This is a genomic window from Pseudomonas sp. Os17, assembly GCF_001547895.1.
GTDB lineage: Bacteria > Pseudomonadota > Gammaproteobacteria > Pseudomonadales > Pseudomonadaceae > Aquipseudomonas.
Genome location: NZ_AP014627.1, coordinates 4,561,001 through 4,575,071 on the forward strand (window position 1 = coordinate 4,561,001; position 14,071 = coordinate 4,575,071).

Genomic DNA, 14,071 nt, shown 5'->3' on the forward strand with positions numbered 1-14,071 from the left:
AGAAGCATTTGCTGCAATCAGGTTAGCAAGCAGCAGGGAAACCGCCAGTTTGCGTATTAATTGGCCGGACTCCGGTCCATCCGCCCCTCGCATCCAAGCGATGCTCTTTAGAGATCGCTGGTCGACAGGTTTCCTATTGGTTAAATTGTCGCGCCGCTTTTAAGGTGAGCGGCCCGGAATCATCGAGGTAACCGCTCTTGGCCGCTCTACCGCCAAAACCTGCATCGACCCGCTCTCCCTGGCGTCGCCTGTTCGCCAGGCCCGCGCACCGTCAGAGCGCTGCCGGTGCGGTCATCCGCGACTACTTTCGCCACAGGGCCCAGGACCTGGGCTACACCCTGAGCCACAGCCAGCTGCGGGTGATCGACTGCATGGCCCAGCAGGCCGAAGGCCTGGCGCACTCCCCCGGCAAGGCCCAGAGCCTGTACCTGTACGGCGCCGTCGGCCGAGGCAAGAGCTGGCTGCTGGACGGCTTCTTCCGCGCCCTGCCCATCGCGGAAAAACAGCGCCTGCACTTCCATGACTTCTTCGCTCAACTGCACCAGGGCATGTTCCGCCACCAGCAACAGGCCGATGCCCTGGAGACCACCCTGGACGAGCTGCTCAACGAGTGCCGGGTGCTGTGTTTCGATGAGTTCCATGTCCACGACATCGGCGACGCCATGCTCATCACCCGGCTGTTCAAGGCCTTGTTCAAACGCGGCATCACCCTGCTGGTCACGTCCAACTACGCGCCCGAAGGCCTGCTGCCCAATCCGCTGTACCACGCCCGTTTCAAGCCGGTGATCGAGCTGATCCAGCAGCGCATGCACGTCATGGAAGTCGGCGGCCCCCACGACTACCGCAGCCAGGCCAGGACCCACGAGCAGCAGGTCTTCACCCAGGGATGCTATGTGTGGCCCGGCACCCCGGCCCAGCGCCAGGCCCTGGATCTGCCGGAACGCCACGCCCCGGCGCAGCCACTGAGCGTGGGCGCGCGACAATTGACCGTGCGCCAGATCCAGCAGCGCAGCATCCGTTTTGAATTCAACGATCTGTGCGAACAGCCCACGGCCGTCATGGACTACCTGGAACTGAGCCGCCGCTTCGATACCTGGATCATCGACGAACTGCCCGAGCTGGGAGAATGCTCGATCGCCGCCCAGCAGCGCTTCATCAACCTGATCGACGTGCTCTACGACCAGGACAAACGCCTGCTGCTGATCGGCCAGCGCCCCCTGCGCGACAGTCTGGGCGGCCACGCCATCGACCTGGCCCGCACCCGCAGCCGTCTCGGGCAACTGCGGGAAATCGGTCCCGAACATGCACTGGGCTGAACCGCCACCGATAGGTAGGAAAATGTTGCCCATCACCTTTTTCGCGCTCTTAGAGCGGCACCTGAACGACTCAACGCTCGAACATCCGCCGTTGTTCGGCCTGGAGGCGTTCTCTGCCGACGAGCTCGCGGCAAAGGGCTATGAACTGATCGGCGATCCGGCGGACTTTCACTTCTACGAAAAAAGCCATACGACGGTTTACCACCGACGGGCGCAGGAAGTGATCCTCAAGTGCTACTTCTTCAACCAGCAACGGCTGGGCAGCGGCTTCAGCATTGTTCGCGGCGTGCGCCTTGGCTCCTTGCTCAGGCACTGCAAACGTCTGGAGCAACAAGGCAAGGGCATCCGCCCGAACCTGGCCTGGTATTTCTCGGACGACAAGCAAGAAGGCGCCGTGATCCTCAATGACCGGCATGTCATGCGTTTCAACCAATGGAGCCACAAGGGCGCCTATCAGGTGGCAACCCTGGAGAGCGACTTCGACTCCGGCAACCCGCTGGGCCGGGCCGCCACGCGTTCGGTCAAGCACACCTTTGAGCACCACAGCCTGGAGTCGATGCGCAAAGAGGCCCGCAACGCCAGGCAACCGGGTGCATTTCGCAGGCTGCTCGGAGCGATTCACAATGGCATTTGATCGCGATGAGCTCTATCGACTGGCTGCTGGTCTTTTGCGGGCCCTGCAGGATGGAGACCCGGCAGGGTTGTCGGCGTTTGGTGTCAGCCGGGCCATGTATGAGGAGATCACCGAAGAGCTGGAACACTCGGGGGAACAGCTTGCGCACCTGTCGGTGCCTCCTTGTGAGATCGCCGGCCAAGCGGACCGCACCGGCAGGGTTGCACTGGACATTTACCCGCTGCATACCGATCCGCACACCCTGAGAATGGCCTGCCAGCTGTGGTCCAAAGGCCAGAAGACCGAGCTCACGCTGATTGCCGACTACCGGGAACAACAGCGGCAGGTCGCCCTGACCTTCAGGCTGCTGGAAACCCAGTAACCCTCGCCCCAGGACAACCCACCGCCCAGGCAGCAAAACCGGCCGATCTGCTTTATCCTCCCCGCCCTTGTCCTTCATTCGAGTGTTGACGCTGTTCATGGATACCCTTGCTCAACTGCGGGCCGGCCAGCTGGCCGGAATCAAGCGCCTGGACCTGTCCTGTGGACTGACCGAGTTCCCCCGGGAGATCTTCGATCTCGCCGACTCCCTGGAAATCCTCAACCTCAGCGGCAACGCCCTGGACAGCCTGCCCGATGACCTGCATCGCCTGAGGCGCCTGCGCATTCTGTTCTGCTCGGACAACCAGTTTCGCGAAGTGCCGGTCTGTGTCGGCCAATGCGCGCAACTGAGCATGATCGGCTTCAAGGCCAACCGCATCGAGCGGGTGCCGGCCGCCGCGCTGCCGCCGCAGTTGCGCTGGCTGATCCTCACCGACAACTGCATCAGCGAGTTGCCGCACGAGCTGGGTAACCGCCCGCTGCTGCAAAAGCTCATGCTCTCCGGCAACCGCCTGACCGGGCTGCCCGAAAGCCTGAGCCAGTGCCATCGCCTGGAGCTGCTGCGGATCGCCGCCAACCAACTGAGCGAACTGCCGCCGTTCCTCCTGGCCCTGCCGCGCCTGACCTGGCTGGCCTACGCCGGCAACCCGCTGGAATCGGAAGCCGACGCCACGGCGCTGGCCTCCACGCCGAGCATTCCCTGGAGCGAACTGAGCCTGCAACAGCGCCTGGGCGAAGGCGCCTCGGGGGTGATCCACCAAGCCCAATGGCAACCCGCCGGGCAACCGCCACGCGCGGTGGCGGTCAAGCTGTACAAGGGCGAGATGACCAGCGACGGCTCGCCGCTGCACGAAATGAACGCCTGCATCAGCGCCGGACTGCACCCGAACCTGATCCGCGTCGAAGGCCGGGTCCAGGATCATCCCCAAGGCCAGAACGGCCTGGTGATGCAGTTGATCGACACACGCTTTGCCAACCTGGCGGCGCTGCCGAGCCTGGACTCCTGCTCCCGGGACATCTACCCGGACAACGCCTGCTTCAACGCCGAGGTGACCCTGGGCATCGCCCGGGGCATCGCCTCGGTGGGTGCGCACCTGCACGCCCAGGGCATTACCCATGGCGATCTGTATGGCCACAACACCCTGTGGAATGCCCAGGGCGACTGCCTGCTGGGGGATTTTGGCGCGGCATCCTTCCATGCCCAGGACGACACCGTGCAAAGCCGCGCGCTGCAACGCCTGGAAGTGCGGGCCTTCGGCATCTTGCTGGAAGAACTGCTGGAACGTGGGGATGGTTCGCTGAGCCTGGGGCAACAGCAGAAACTGACGGCGCTGGTGCAGCGCTGCTGTCAGCCAGAGGTACTGGCGCGACCGGATTTTGCCCGGGTCTGCGAGGAATTGGCGGGGCTTTAAAACAGCTTCGCCGGCCAGCCGGCTCCTACAGAGGTGTGCAGGAGCCGGCTGACCGACAAATCGCGGTCTTAACCCGCCAGGCCGACGAACATGTCCTGCACATCGTCATGGTTGTCCAGGCCTTCGAGGAAGGCTTCGACTTCAGCCATCTGCTCATCGCTCAGGCCGCTGACCGGGTTCTTCGGCTGGTAGCCGAGCTTGGCCGACAACACGGTGAAACCCTGCTCGGGCAAGGCCTTCTGCACCGCGTCCAGATCCGCAGGCTCGGTGAGGAACAGGGTCGCGCCCTCCTCCCCCGGCTCGAAATCCTGGGCACCGGCCTCGATGGCGGCCAGTTCCGGATCGGCGTCCGGGCTGTCCGGCGAGGCTTCGATCATGCCCACGTGGTTGAAGTCCCAGGACACCGAACCCGAAGCGCCCAGCTGGCCCTTGCGGAAGGCCACGCGGATTTCCGCCACGGTGCGGTTGATGTTGTCGGTCACGCATTCAACGATCAGCGGCACCTGGTGCGGGGCAAAACCTTCGTAGGTCACGCGGTGGTACTGCACGGTCTCGCCGAGCTGGCCCGAGCCTTTCTTGATGGCACGCTCAAGGGTCTCACGCGGCATCGAAGCCTTTTTCGCCTGTTCCACCACCAGCCGCAGGTGGGCGTTGGTGGCGACGTCAGCGCCGTTACGTGCGGCGATGGTGATCTCTTTCACCAGCTTGCCGAAAATCTTGCCCTTGGCGTTGGCTGCCGCTTCTTTGTGTTTAACCTTCCACTGTGCGCCCATTACTCACTCTCTTGATCTATGGCGTCGAGTTGGATTTGGCCGACGCGATGGGCAAGTTTATACGTCCTCAAGGCCCTGATCGACCAAAAAGTCAGTATCCGGCCGCCGCTCTGCCTGCCTCAGCCCCGGTCGGCCTGAGCGGTGCAGGCGATCACTCGGGTCTGTGCCCTGGCAAGCGGGTGCCAACCCGCGGGGGACAGATCAGGCGGGAGCCAGGGCGAAAAAGGCCTGGATCAGGCGCAGGTCACGTCGTCGCTCGATGCAGCCGAGCATGTGCCGGTTGACCAGGCCCGCGCCGCGAATCGGCACGGTTCGCACCCGCGGGTCGTGGCCGACCTCCGCCGAGCTGACGACGCCCACCCCCAATTGCGCTGCCACCGCCTCGGTCACCGCTTCGCGGCTGTCCAGCTCCAGCAGCACCCGCGGCTGGACCTTGGCCAGCGCGCAGGCTTCATCGAAGGTCCGGCGGGTGATCGAACCGGGTTCGCGCAGCACCATGATCACCTGGTCCAGTTGTTCGAGGGCGATGCCGTCGGCCAGCGCCAGCCAGGGGTGGCCTGCGGGCACCAGGGCACAGACTCGCGACTCCCCCAGGCTTTGCAGGTACAGGCCCTTGCGCGGTTCGACCTCGGTCAGCACCGCCACGTCGGCGTGCTCGGACAGCAAGGCGGCCAGGGTTTCCTGGGCATTGCCCAGGCGCAGGTTGACCGTCACCCCCGGATATCGCGCCCGCAGGCTGGCCAGCATCGGCATCACCAGGTGCGGGCCGTCGGCCGCCACCTCCAGGCGCCCGGTCAGCAATTGCCGGTTGGCCTCAAGCAGCGCCTGGGCCTCCTCCGCCAGGCCGAACATGGCACGGGTGATGGCCGCCAGCTTGATGCCTTCCTCAGTCAGTTCCACCCTGCGCGCAGTGCGCCGCAGCAGGGTGATCTGGTAATGCTCTTCCAGGGCCTTGATATGCCCGGTCACCGCCGGCTGGCTGATGAACAGCCGCCCGGCGGCCCGGGTGAAGCTGCCTTCACGGGCCACGGCGTCGAATGCACGCAGTTGAAACAGGTTCATAGCTATCGGCCTCACTGATGGCTGGCATAACAACAAACAATTTGATTGATGACAAGGCAAACTGCAATTTAGTCCCCGTAGCGTCACCCCCATCTTTTCGAGGACACCCCATGAGCGTCGCCGAGCCCATCCTGCTGACCCCCGGTCCCCTGACCACCTCCGCCCGCACCCGCCAGGCAATGCTGGTGGACTGGGGCTCATGGGATGAGCGCTTCAACCAACTGACCGCCAGCCTGTGCCGGCAACTGCTGGCCATCGTCAACGGCGCCGAGAGCCACCACTGCGTGCCCCTGCAGGGCAGCGGCACGTTCGCCGTGGAAGCGGCCATCGGCACCCTGGTGCCCCGCGACGGCAAGGTTCTGGTGCTGATCAACGGCGCCTACGGCAAGCGCCTGGCGAAGATCTGCGAAGTGCTCGGCCGGGAATTCAGCACCTTCGAAACCGCCGAAGACCAGCCCACCACCGCCGCCGACGTCGAGCGCCTGCTCCAGGCCGACCGCGCCATCAGCCACGTGGCACTGATCCACTGCGAAACCAGCACCGGCATCCTCAACCCGCTGCCGGAGATCGCCCGGGTGGTGGCCGACCACGGCAAGCGCCTGATCATCGACGCCATGAGCTCCTTTGGCGCGCTGCCCATCGATGCCCGGCACCTCCCCTTCGACGCGCTGATCGCCGCCTCCGGCAAATGCCTGGAAGGGGTGCCCGGCCTGGGCTTTGTCCTGGCCGACAAACACTCCCTGGCCCAGGCCGCCGGCAACGCCCACTCCCTGGCCATGGACTTGCACGACCAGCACGACTACATGGCCAGGACCGGCCAGTGGCGCTTCACCCCGCCGACCCACGTGGTGGCCGCGCTGCACGAAGCCCTGCAGCAATACAACGAGCAAGGCGGCCTGCCGGCGCGTCATGCACGCTACGCCGACAACTGCCGGGCGCTGCTGCAGGGCATGGGCGCACTGGGCTTGCAGAGCTTTCTGCCGGAGGCGATCCAGGCGCCGATCATCGTCACCTTCCACGCCCCGAAAGACCCGCGCTATCAGTTCAAGGACTTCTACGAACGGGTCAAGCGCAAGGGATTCATCCTCTACCCGGGCAAGCTGACCCAGGTCGAAACCTTCCGCGTGGGCTGCATCGGCCATGTCGACCGCCACGGCATGCAGGCCGCGGTGAGCGCCATCGGCGAAGTCCTGCGGGAGATGCAAGTCCTCGACCTCTGACGCCCCCGCGTCCCTGGAGGAGCGAGCGTGCTCGCGAATCAGGCGCCGCGATCCCCGAACCTTTTTTCGCGAGCACGCTCGCTCCTACAACAGGCACTGCAACCATGAACTACAGCAACCCCACCCAGCTGCAAGCCGCCATCCTCGACTGGGCCGGCACCGTGGTCGACTTCGGCTCCTTCGCCCCGACCCAGATCTTTGTCGAAGCCTTCGCCGAGTTCGATGTGCAGGTGTCCATTGAAGAAGCCCGCGGCCCCATGGGCATGGGCAAGTGGGACCACATCCGCACCTTGTGCGACCTTCCGCAGGTGGCCGAACGCTATCGCCAAGTCTTCGGCCGCACCCCGAGCGACGCCGACGTCACCGCCATCTATGAGCGTTTCATGCCGCTGCAGATCGACAAAATCGCCGAACACTCGGCGCTGATCCCCGGGGCCCTGGAGGTGATCGCCACGCTGCGCGAGCAGGGCCTCAAGATCGGTTCCTGCTCCGGTTACCCCAAGCAGGTGATGGACAAGGTGGTGGCCCTGGCCGCGACCAAGGGCTACGTCGCCGACCACGTGGTGGCCACCGACGAGGTGCCTAACGGCCGCCCCTGGCCGGCCCAGGCCCTGGCCAACGTGATCGCCCTGGGCATCGACGATGTCGGCGCCTGCGTGAAGATCGACGACACCGTGCCGGGCATTCTCGAAGGCCGCCGCGCCGGCATGTGGACCGTGGCCCTGATCTGCTCGGGCAACGCCCTGGGCCTGACCTATGAAGCCTACCGGGCCCTGGCCAGCGACGCCCTGGCCTGCGAGCGCCAGCGCATCCACGCGCTGTTCGAGGCCTCGCGCCCGCACTACATGATCGACACCATCGCCGACCTGCCCGAGGTCATCGCCGATATCAACCGGCGCCTGGCCCGTGGGGAAATGCCCCAGAACCATTGATCAGGCGCTGGGGCGGGCCTGGACGGCGGTGCCAGGAGCATCGCCGTTCTTTTTCGGTCCTATGGGCGCCAACGCTCTGGCACGGGCCACAAAAGCCACAAGCGGCTCAGGCAAACCCGGGGAAAGCGGATTACAGTTACAGCACTCCGTCATTAAGAACGGAGGCTTCAGACCTGATGACCGAGGATGTCCCGTATGCCCTGGAAAAACACTGAGTCGCGCTACAGCACCATGACGATCACCTTGCACTGGCTGATGCTGGTGTTGCTGGCGGTGGTTTACGCCTGTATCGAATTTCGCGGCATCTTTCCCAAGGGCAGTGGTGGTCGCACGCTGATTGTCGAAGCCCACTTCATGCTCGGCCTGACCGTGTTTGCACTGGTCTGGCTGCGTCTGTTCGCCCGTGCCCAGGGCGTGGCGCCGAAGATCCTGCCCACCCCGCCGCAGTGGCAACGGCTATTGTCGACCCTGATGCACTGGGCGCTGTACCTGTTCATGATCGCCATGCCGATCCTCGGCTGGCTGACCACCAGCGCCAAGGGCCATCAAGTGATGTTCTACGGTTTCGACCTGCCGCTGCTGGTGCAAGAGAACAAGACCCTGGCCAAGCAGTTCCAGGGCTGGCACGAACTGCTGGGCAGCCTCGGTTACTGGCTGATCGGCCTGCATGCCCTGGCCGGGCTCTATCACCACTACGTGATGCGCGACAACACCCTGCAACGCATGTGGCGCCAGCGCGGTCAGGCCTGAGCCTGCAGCGCGCGGCGGCCCTGCAAGCCGCCGCTGTGCACGAAGACCAATCGGCAACCCGGCGCAAAGCGCCCGGCCATTACCTGCTCCTGCAAGGCCAGCAGGGCCTTGCCGGTGTACAACGGCTCCAATGGCAGCGCGCACTGCTGCTCGGTGAGCCGGATAAACCCGCGCAACGCGTCGTCGACCCTGGCAAAACCGCCACGGCTGCTGTCCAGCAACTGATAACCGCCGCGCCCCTGTCCGGCCTCCTGCAAAATGCCCTCGACCTGCTGCGCCACACCGTGATCCTCGGGCACCGCCAGCGCGCCATACACCGGGTGTGCCCCGGCCTCCGCCAGCACCAGCCCGGCCAGGGTGGTGCCGGTCCCGGCGGCCAGCCACCAAGCGTGATAGTCGTTCCAGCCCAGGCTCGGCAACTGCCGCTGCACCTGATCGCGCAAGGTCATGCAGCCCGTGGCACCGGCCAGCCCACCGCCGCCTTCAGGCACCGGGTACAACGCCGGGTAGCGGGCCTGCCAGGGCGCCCAGAAGCCGGGCGCGTGGCGTTCGCGGTAACCGGCGTAGCCCAGCCAGTGCAGGCGCATGCCGAACGCCTGCAGGTCAAGCACCGTTGGCGTGTCCTGTGGATGACCACGCAACAGGCCCACGGTGGGAAAGGCAAAACGCCGGCCGGCGGCGGCCAGCGCATGCAAGTGATTGGAATGGGCGCCGCCGAGGCTGATGACGCCCTGAGCGCCCAGGCTGCGGGCCGTCGCCAGGTGCTCGGTGAGCTTGAACCATTTGTTGCCGCTGATCAGCGGATCGATCAGGTCCAGGCGCAATACCGCCACCTCGACCCCGGCCCGGGACAGCCAGTCCAGCTCCAGCCGTTGCAGCGGAGCCTGGGGTAACCAGTCGAAGGATTCGGGGAAGGACATCGGTAGCGGGTTCGGCAAAGAAGGGAGCGCAGTCTACCAGCCCGAAACGCTGGCAGACTGCCCCCCAGGGCGTTACAGCTCGGCCGCCAGACGCGAACCCTGGTTGATGGCGCGCTTGGCGTCCAGCTCGGCGGCCACATCGGCACCGCCAATCAGGTGCACGTTCTGCCCTGCCGCCAGCAGACCGTCCTGCAGCTCGCGCAGCGGGTCCTGACCGGCACAGATGACGATGTTGTCCACCGCCAGCACCTGGGGCTCACCCGCTTCGCCGATCCGAATGTGCAGGCCGGCATCGTCGATCTTCAGGTACTCGACGCTGTTGAGCATCTGCACCTGCTTGTTCTTCAGCCCGGTGCGGTGAATCCAGCCGGTGGTCTTGCCCAGGCCGTCGCCGACCTTGGATTTCTTGCGCTGCAACAGGAACACCTGACGCGCCGGCGCGTGGGGCTCGGCCTTGATTCCGGCCACGCCGCCACGGGCCTGGAGCTGGGTATCGATGCCCCACTCCTTCCAGAACGCCTCGCGGTCCTGGCTGGTGGCCACGCCCTGATGCACCAGGAACTCGGAAACGTCGAAGCCGATACCCCCTGCCCCGATCACCGCCACGCTCTTGCCCACCGGCTTGCGCTCCAGCAGCACGTCCAGGTAGCTGAGGACCTTGGGGTGCTCCACGCCCGGGATCGCCGGCGTGCGCGGAGCAATGCCGGTGGCCAGGATGATGTCATCGAAACCGCCGGCCACCAGTTGCGCCACATCCACCCGGGTGTCGAGGCACAGCTCGACATGGGTGGTCTGCAGCTTGCGCTTGAAGTAACGCAGGGTTTCATAGAACTCCTCCTTGCCCGGCACCCGCTTGGCGATGTTGAACTGGCCGCCGATCTCGCTGGCGGAGTCGAACAGGGTCACCTGATGCCCGCGTTCGGCGGCCACGGTGGCGGCAGACAGGCCCGCCGGGCCGGCACCGACCACGGCAATCTTCTTGATCTGCTTGACCGGCAGGTAGTTGAGCTCGGTCTCGTGGCAGGCCCGAGGGTTGACCAGGCAACTGGTGAGCTTGCCGCCGAAGGTGTGGTCCAGGCAGGCCTGGTTGCAGCCGATGCAGGTGTTGATCTCGTCGGCGCGGCCTTCAGCGGCCTTGTTGACGAAATCCGGGTCGGCCAGGAACGGCCGAGCCATGGACACCATGTCGGCATCGCCCTCGGCGAGGATCTGCTCGGCGATGTCCGGGGTATTGATGCGGTTGGTGGTGATCAGCGGAATGCTCACCGAACCCCGCAGCTTGGCCGTGACCTTGCTGAACGCGGCCCGCGGCACCTTGGTGGCGATGGTCGGGATCCGCGCTTCGTGCCAGCCGATCCCGGTGTTGATGAGGGTCGCGCCGGCCCGCTCGATGGCCTGGGCCAGTTGCACGATCTCTTCCCAGGTGCTGCCGCCTTCCACCAGGTCGAGCATCGACAGGCGGAAAATGATGATGAAGTTCGGGCCTACCGCCTCACGCACCCGGCGGACGATTTCCACCGGCAGGCGCATGCGGTTTTCATAGCTGCCGCCCCAGCGGTCGGTGCGATGGTTGGTGTGGGCGGCCAGGAACTGGTTAATGAAATACCCTTCCGAACCCATGATCTCGACACCGTCGTACTCGGCCTTCTGGGCCAGGGTCGAACAGGTGACGAAGTCGCGGATCTGCTTCTCGATGCCTTCCTCGTCCAGCTCCTTGGGCTTGAACGGGTTGATCGGCGCCTGGATCGCGCTGGGTGCCACCTGCTTGGGGCTGTAGGCATAGCGCCCGGCGTGGAGGATCTGCATGCAGATCTTGCCGCCGGCCTCGTGCACTGCGCGGGTCACGATCTGGTGCTTGAGCGCCTCTTCTTCGGTGGTCAGCTTGGCGGCGCCGGAATACACCCCGCCCTCATCGTTGGGGCCGATGCCGCCGGTGACCATCAGGCCCACGCCGCCCCGGGCGCGCTCGGCAAAATACGCCGCCATGCGCTCGAAGCCGCCGGTTTTCTCTTCCAGACCGGTGTGCATGGACCCCATCAGGGTGCGGTTGCGCAGGGTGGTGAAACCCAGGTCGAGGGGGGCCAGCAAATGCGGGTAAGGTGCTCCAGCCATGGTGTCACTCCAGATCGGGCAATCACGGGAAAATGCGGAAGCTCTGCGGCCTCCATCAGTAGTGCTGCACAGACTAAGAGCACCGTACCCGGCACTCAATGACCGTAACTGACAACTTATTGATCCAAACGCGCAGCGCCCCTTGGCAAGTGCCGGCACGGGCCCTACCCTAGTCGGCGAATCCTGCACACGGCCGCCGACTGTTTTCCCATGCGCAAACTTCTTTACCTCACCTTGTCCCTGGCCCTGCTTGCCGTCATCACCCGTTATGCGCTCTGGACCCACGACCGTCCGGGGGCGCATTACCTGTCGGACCTGCGCATCGAGCTGGCAGTGGACCAAGGCGTACCTGCCGATCACGGCAACCTGCTGGCGATCCAGCCGGAGTTGTTCCCCACCGACTACCAGAGCCCCGAGCGCCTGCACCGCAAGCTTGCCGCCTACCTGCAACAGGCCCGGGACAAGGGCCTGGTGAATGCCAAGACCATCGTGGTGCTGCCGGAACACATCGGCACCTGGCTGATGGTCAGCGGCGAAAAGAACGAGCTGTACCAGGCCGTGTCCTTGAAAGAAGCAATGAACTGGCTGGCGGTGAGCAATCCACTGCCATTCCTCAAGGCCCTGATCAGCGCCAAAGGATCAAGCCGCCTGGCCGATGCGCACCTGCGCATGAAGGCGAAGAAGATGGCCAAGGAGTACCAGGTGCTGTTCGGCGGCCTGGCCCGGGAGTTCCAGGTGACCCTGGTGGCCGGCTCGATCATTCTGCCCGAGCCCAGCGTCAGCCAGGGCAGCCTGCAGATTGGTAGCGGCGCCCTGTACAACAGCAGCCTGGTGTTCGGCAGCGACGGCCTGCCTATCGGCCAGCCCCAGCGCCAGCTCTATCCCACCCATGCCGAGAGCGGCTATGTACGCGGCGATGCCGGACAGGGGGTGCAGGTCGTCGACACTCCCGCCGGGCGCCTCGGAGTGCTGATCGGCAGCGACAGCTGGTACCCGGACAACTATCGCCAGCTCAATAACCAGGGCGCCCAACTGGTCGCGGTCCCGGCCTTTGTCATGGGCCGCGATGGCTGGGAGCGACCCTGGCGCGGCTTCAAGAGCATCACCACCCCCAGCGAGGTCAGCCTCAAGCCGGAAGAAACCAGCGAGGGCGATGCCTGGCATCGCCTGACCCTCACCGCCCGCCCGCCCAGCAGCCTGGCCAGCGCCGGCGTCAGCGTATTCCTGCGTGGCCAGTTCTGGGACCAGCGCAGCAGCGGCCAGAGCTTCATCAATAGCCACGGCCAGACGTTTGCCGATCAGGGCACAACGGGCGCCCGCCTGCTGAACCTGTGGCTGTAAAGCATGAAGACCACGCCAATGCGCCTGGGGGATCTGTCGGTGGGCTTTGTCCACAGCCTGGCGGACGCGGTCCGCAGCCACGGCCAGGACCCAACCCCCTTGCTCGAGCAATACGCCCTGGATCCCGCCCGACTGGGCGAAGCCGGAGCACGCCTGTCGATCCCCCGCTACATGCGCCTGGGCCACGGCGCGATCCAGCTCACCGGCGACCCGACCCTGGGTCTGCGCATGGGCCGTCTGAGTCGGCTGAGCCAGCTCGGTCTGGCCGGCGTCACAGCCGCCCAAGCCCCCAGTGTTCGTGAAGCGGCCCGTTGCCTGACGCGCTTCGAAGCGCTGTACGGCTCCAACTATCGCGGTCAGTCGAGCTTTCATGAAGATGCCGGCGGCGCCTGGCTGCGCTTCTATTCCATCAGCCCGTACAACGCCTACAACCGCTTCGTGGTGGACTCGATCATCTCCGGCTGGTTGCAACAGCTGTCCAGCCTCTGCGGTCAGACCCTGCTGGCCGAGCAGATCGACATCGAGTTCGAGCGCCCGGACTATCATGACGCCTACGCCATCCTCGGCCCCACGCCCATCCAGTTCGCCGCCGAACAGAACCAGTTGCGCCTGAGCCAGGCCAGCCTGGCCCTGCGCAATCCGGAACATTGTCCGAGCACCTGGCGGCATCTGCTGCAGTTATGCGAAAGGGAGCTGGAGCAACTGACCCGCACTCGCAGCCTGCGCGAGCGCATCATTCAATTGCTGGGACCTTTGCTCAATGGTGGCCGTGAGCCCGACCTGGAAGAAGTGGCGATGCGCCTGAAGCTGCCGACCTGGACGTTGCGGCGCAAGCTGGCGGAAGAAGGGACGCAGTTCCGGGCCATTCTCAATGACACCCGGCGCGACCTGGCCATGACCTATATTCGCGATACCGAACTGGCGTTCGGCGAGATTGCCTATCTGCTGGGCTTTGCTTCAGCCGAGGCGTTTCAGCGGGCCTTCAAGCGCTGGAGCGGCCAGACGCCAGGAGAGTTCCGCCGCTGCCACCGACAGTTCGGCTAAAAAAAAACGCCACCGGCGTTACAGCTCGGTGGCGTCTTCTGCTGGTTCCAGAGGATCGAGCTCGAAAGCTTGATACTCCAGCAGTTCCTCTTGGTATTCGTCCATCGCGGACTCCTTTCTCGGTTGATTGAATAGTGCTGTGTCCATTGACCGTCGGCACCAGCATAAAGTGCCGGGATGACAGAAAAAATACTA

At 64.9% G+C, this 14,071-nt stretch carries 13 protein-coding genes; 9 read left to right on the forward strand and 4 right to left on the reverse strand.

Annotation, left to right across the window (positions count from 1 at the left end; all coding sequences use genetic code 11):
• Positions 1-197: 197 nt before the first annotated feature.
• From zapE to POS17_RS20020, 4 genes are all read left to right on the forward strand, one after another.
• Entirely contained in the window at positions 198-1,316 is a 1,119-nt protein-coding gene (zapE, locus tag POS17_RS20005; RefSeq protein WP_060840175.1) for a cell division protein ZapE, read from the forward strand.
• Positions 1,303-1,950 (forward strand): hypothetical protein, encoded by a 648-nt coding sequence (locus POS17_RS20010; protein ID WP_173655912.1) that lies wholly within the window; start codon positions 1,303-1,305, stop codon positions 1,948-1,950. Before zapE ends, POS17_RS20010 begins: the two co-directional genes overlap by 14 nt.
• Positions 1,940-2,311, forward strand: coding sequence for a hypothetical protein (locus POS17_RS20015; protein WP_060840177.1), 372 nt, complete (start codon positions 1,940-1,942; stop codon positions 2,309-2,311). Before POS17_RS20010 ends, POS17_RS20015 begins: the two co-directional genes overlap by 11 nt.
• 97 nt (positions 2,312-2,408) lie before the next feature.
• On the forward strand, positions 2,409-3,722 hold the full coding sequence (locus POS17_RS20020) for a leucine-rich repeat-containing protein kinase family protein (protein WP_060840178.1): 1,314 nt from the start codon (positions 2,409-2,411) through the stop codon (positions 3,720-3,722).
• A 68-nt stretch (positions 3,723-3,790) separates the two neighbouring features.
• Here the strand turns inward: POS17_RS20020 and POS17_RS20025 are convergent, their stop codons facing one another.
• Positions 3,791-4,495: a YebC/PmpR family DNA-binding transcriptional regulator gene (locus POS17_RS20025; protein WP_060840179.1), complete on the reverse strand. Its 705-nt coding sequence runs from the start codon at positions 4,493-4,495 to the stop codon at positions 3,791-3,793.
• Positions 4,496-4,696: 201 nt separating this feature from the next.
• Positions 4,697-5,557 (reverse strand): LysR substrate-binding domain-containing protein, encoded by an 861-nt coding sequence (locus POS17_RS20030; RefSeq protein ID WP_060840180.1) that lies wholly within the window; start codon positions 5,555-5,557, stop codon positions 4,697-4,699.
• Positions 5,558-5,667: 110 nt separating this feature from the next.
• Between POS17_RS20030 and POS17_RS20035 the strand changes: the two genes are divergently transcribed.
• The 3 genes from POS17_RS20035 to POS17_RS20045 all read left to right on the forward strand — a co-directional run bounded on the left by POS17_RS20035 (position 5,668) and on the right by POS17_RS20045 (position 8,459).
• Positions 5,668-6,777, forward strand: coding sequence for a 2-aminoethylphosphonate--pyruvate transaminase (locus tag POS17_RS20035; protein ID WP_060840181.1), 1,110 nt, complete (start codon positions 5,668-5,670; stop codon positions 6,775-6,777).
• A 104-nt stretch (positions 6,778-6,881) separates the two neighbouring features.
• On the forward strand, positions 6,882-7,709 hold the full coding sequence (gene phnX, locus POS17_RS20040) for a phosphonoacetaldehyde hydrolase (protein WP_060840182.1): 828 nt from the start codon (positions 6,882-6,884) through the stop codon (positions 7,707-7,709).
• A gap of 195 nt (positions 7,710-7,904) precedes the next feature.
• The gene (locus POS17_RS20045) at positions 7,905-8,459 is read left to right on the forward strand and encodes a cytochrome b (RefSeq protein WP_060840183.1); all 555 of its coding nucleotides are present in this window, start codon (positions 7,905-7,907) and stop codon (positions 8,457-8,459) included.
• On the opposite strand, the gene POS17_RS20050 is transcribed toward POS17_RS20045, so the two are convergent.
• Both POS17_RS20050 and POS17_RS20055 read right to left on the reverse strand, forming a co-directional pair.
• Complete coding sequence (locus POS17_RS20050) at positions 8,450-9,379, reverse strand: 1-aminocyclopropane-1-carboxylate deaminase/D-cysteine desulfhydrase (protein ID WP_060840184.1); 930 nt, start codon at positions 9,377-9,379, stop codon at positions 8,450-8,452. The genes POS17_RS20045 and POS17_RS20050 overlap by 10 nt on opposite strands.
• Before the next feature lie 72 nt (positions 9,380-9,451).
• Positions 9,452-11,491 carry an NADPH-dependent 2,4-dienoyl-CoA reductase gene (locus POS17_RS20055; RefSeq protein WP_060840185.1) on the reverse strand — a complete coding sequence of 680 codons (2,040 nt, stop codon included), beginning with the start codon at positions 11,489-11,491 and terminating at the stop codon, positions 9,452-9,454.
• A gap of 210 nt (positions 11,492-11,701) precedes the next feature.
• Here POS17_RS20055 and POS17_RS20060 point away from each other — a divergent pair, with 210 nt between their 5' ends.
• Positions 11,702-12,832: a carbon-nitrogen hydrolase family protein gene (locus POS17_RS20060; protein WP_060840186.1), complete on the forward strand. Its 1,131-nt coding sequence runs from the start codon at positions 11,702-11,704 to the stop codon at positions 12,830-12,832.
• Positions 12,833-12,835: 3 nt separating this feature from the next.
• Entirely contained in the window at positions 12,836-13,876 is a 1,041-nt protein-coding gene (locus POS17_RS20065; RefSeq protein WP_060840187.1) for an AraC family transcriptional regulator, read from the forward strand.
• Positions 13,877-14,071 lie beyond the last annotated feature (195 nt).

Bases quoted from the DNA above. Each gene is read 5' to 3' on its own strand.
- POS17_RS20010 (WP_173655912.1), top strand. From the start codon at position 1,303: ATGCACTGGGCTGAACCGCCACCGATAGGTAGGAAAATGTTGCCCATC.
- POS17_RS20015 (WP_060840177.1), top strand. From the start codon at position 1,940: ATGGCATTTGATCGCGATGAGCTCTATCGACTGGCTGCTGGTCTTTTG.
- POS17_RS20020 (WP_060840178.1), top strand. From the start codon at position 2,409: ATGGATACCCTTGCTCAACTGCGGGCCGGCCAGCTGGCCGGAATCAAG.
- POS17_RS20025 (WP_060840179.1), bottom strand. From the start codon at position 4,495: ATGGGCGCACAGTGGAAGGTTAAACACAAAGAAGCGGCAGCCAACGCC.
- POS17_RS20030 (WP_060840180.1), bottom strand. From the start codon at position 5,557: ATGAACCTGTTTCAACTGCGTGCATTCGACGCCGTGGCCCGTGAAGGC.
- POS17_RS20035 (WP_060840181.1), top strand. From the start codon at position 5,668: ATGAGCGTCGCCGAGCCCATCCTGCTGACCCCCGGTCCCCTGACCACC.
- phnX (WP_060840182.1), top strand. From the start codon at position 6,882: ATGAACTACAGCAACCCCACCCAGCTGCAAGCCGCCATCCTCGACTGG.
- POS17_RS20045 (WP_060840183.1), top strand. From the start codon at position 7,905: ATGCCCTGGAAAAACACTGAGTCGCGCTACAGCACCATGACGATCACC.
- POS17_RS20050 (WP_060840184.1), bottom strand. From the start codon at position 9,379: ATGTCCTTCCCCGAATCCTTCGACTGGTTACCCCAGGCTCCGCTGCAA.
- POS17_RS20055 (WP_060840185.1), bottom strand. From the start codon at position 11,491: ATGGCTGGAGCACCTTACCCGCATTTGCTGGCCCCCCTCGACCTGGGT.
- POS17_RS20060 (WP_060840186.1), top strand. From the start codon at position 11,702: ATGCGCAAACTTCTTTACCTCACCTTGTCCCTGGCCCTGCTTGCCGTC.
- POS17_RS20065 (WP_060840187.1), top strand. From the start codon at position 12,836: ATGAAGACCACGCCAATGCGCCTGGGGGATCTGTCGGTGGGCTTTGTC.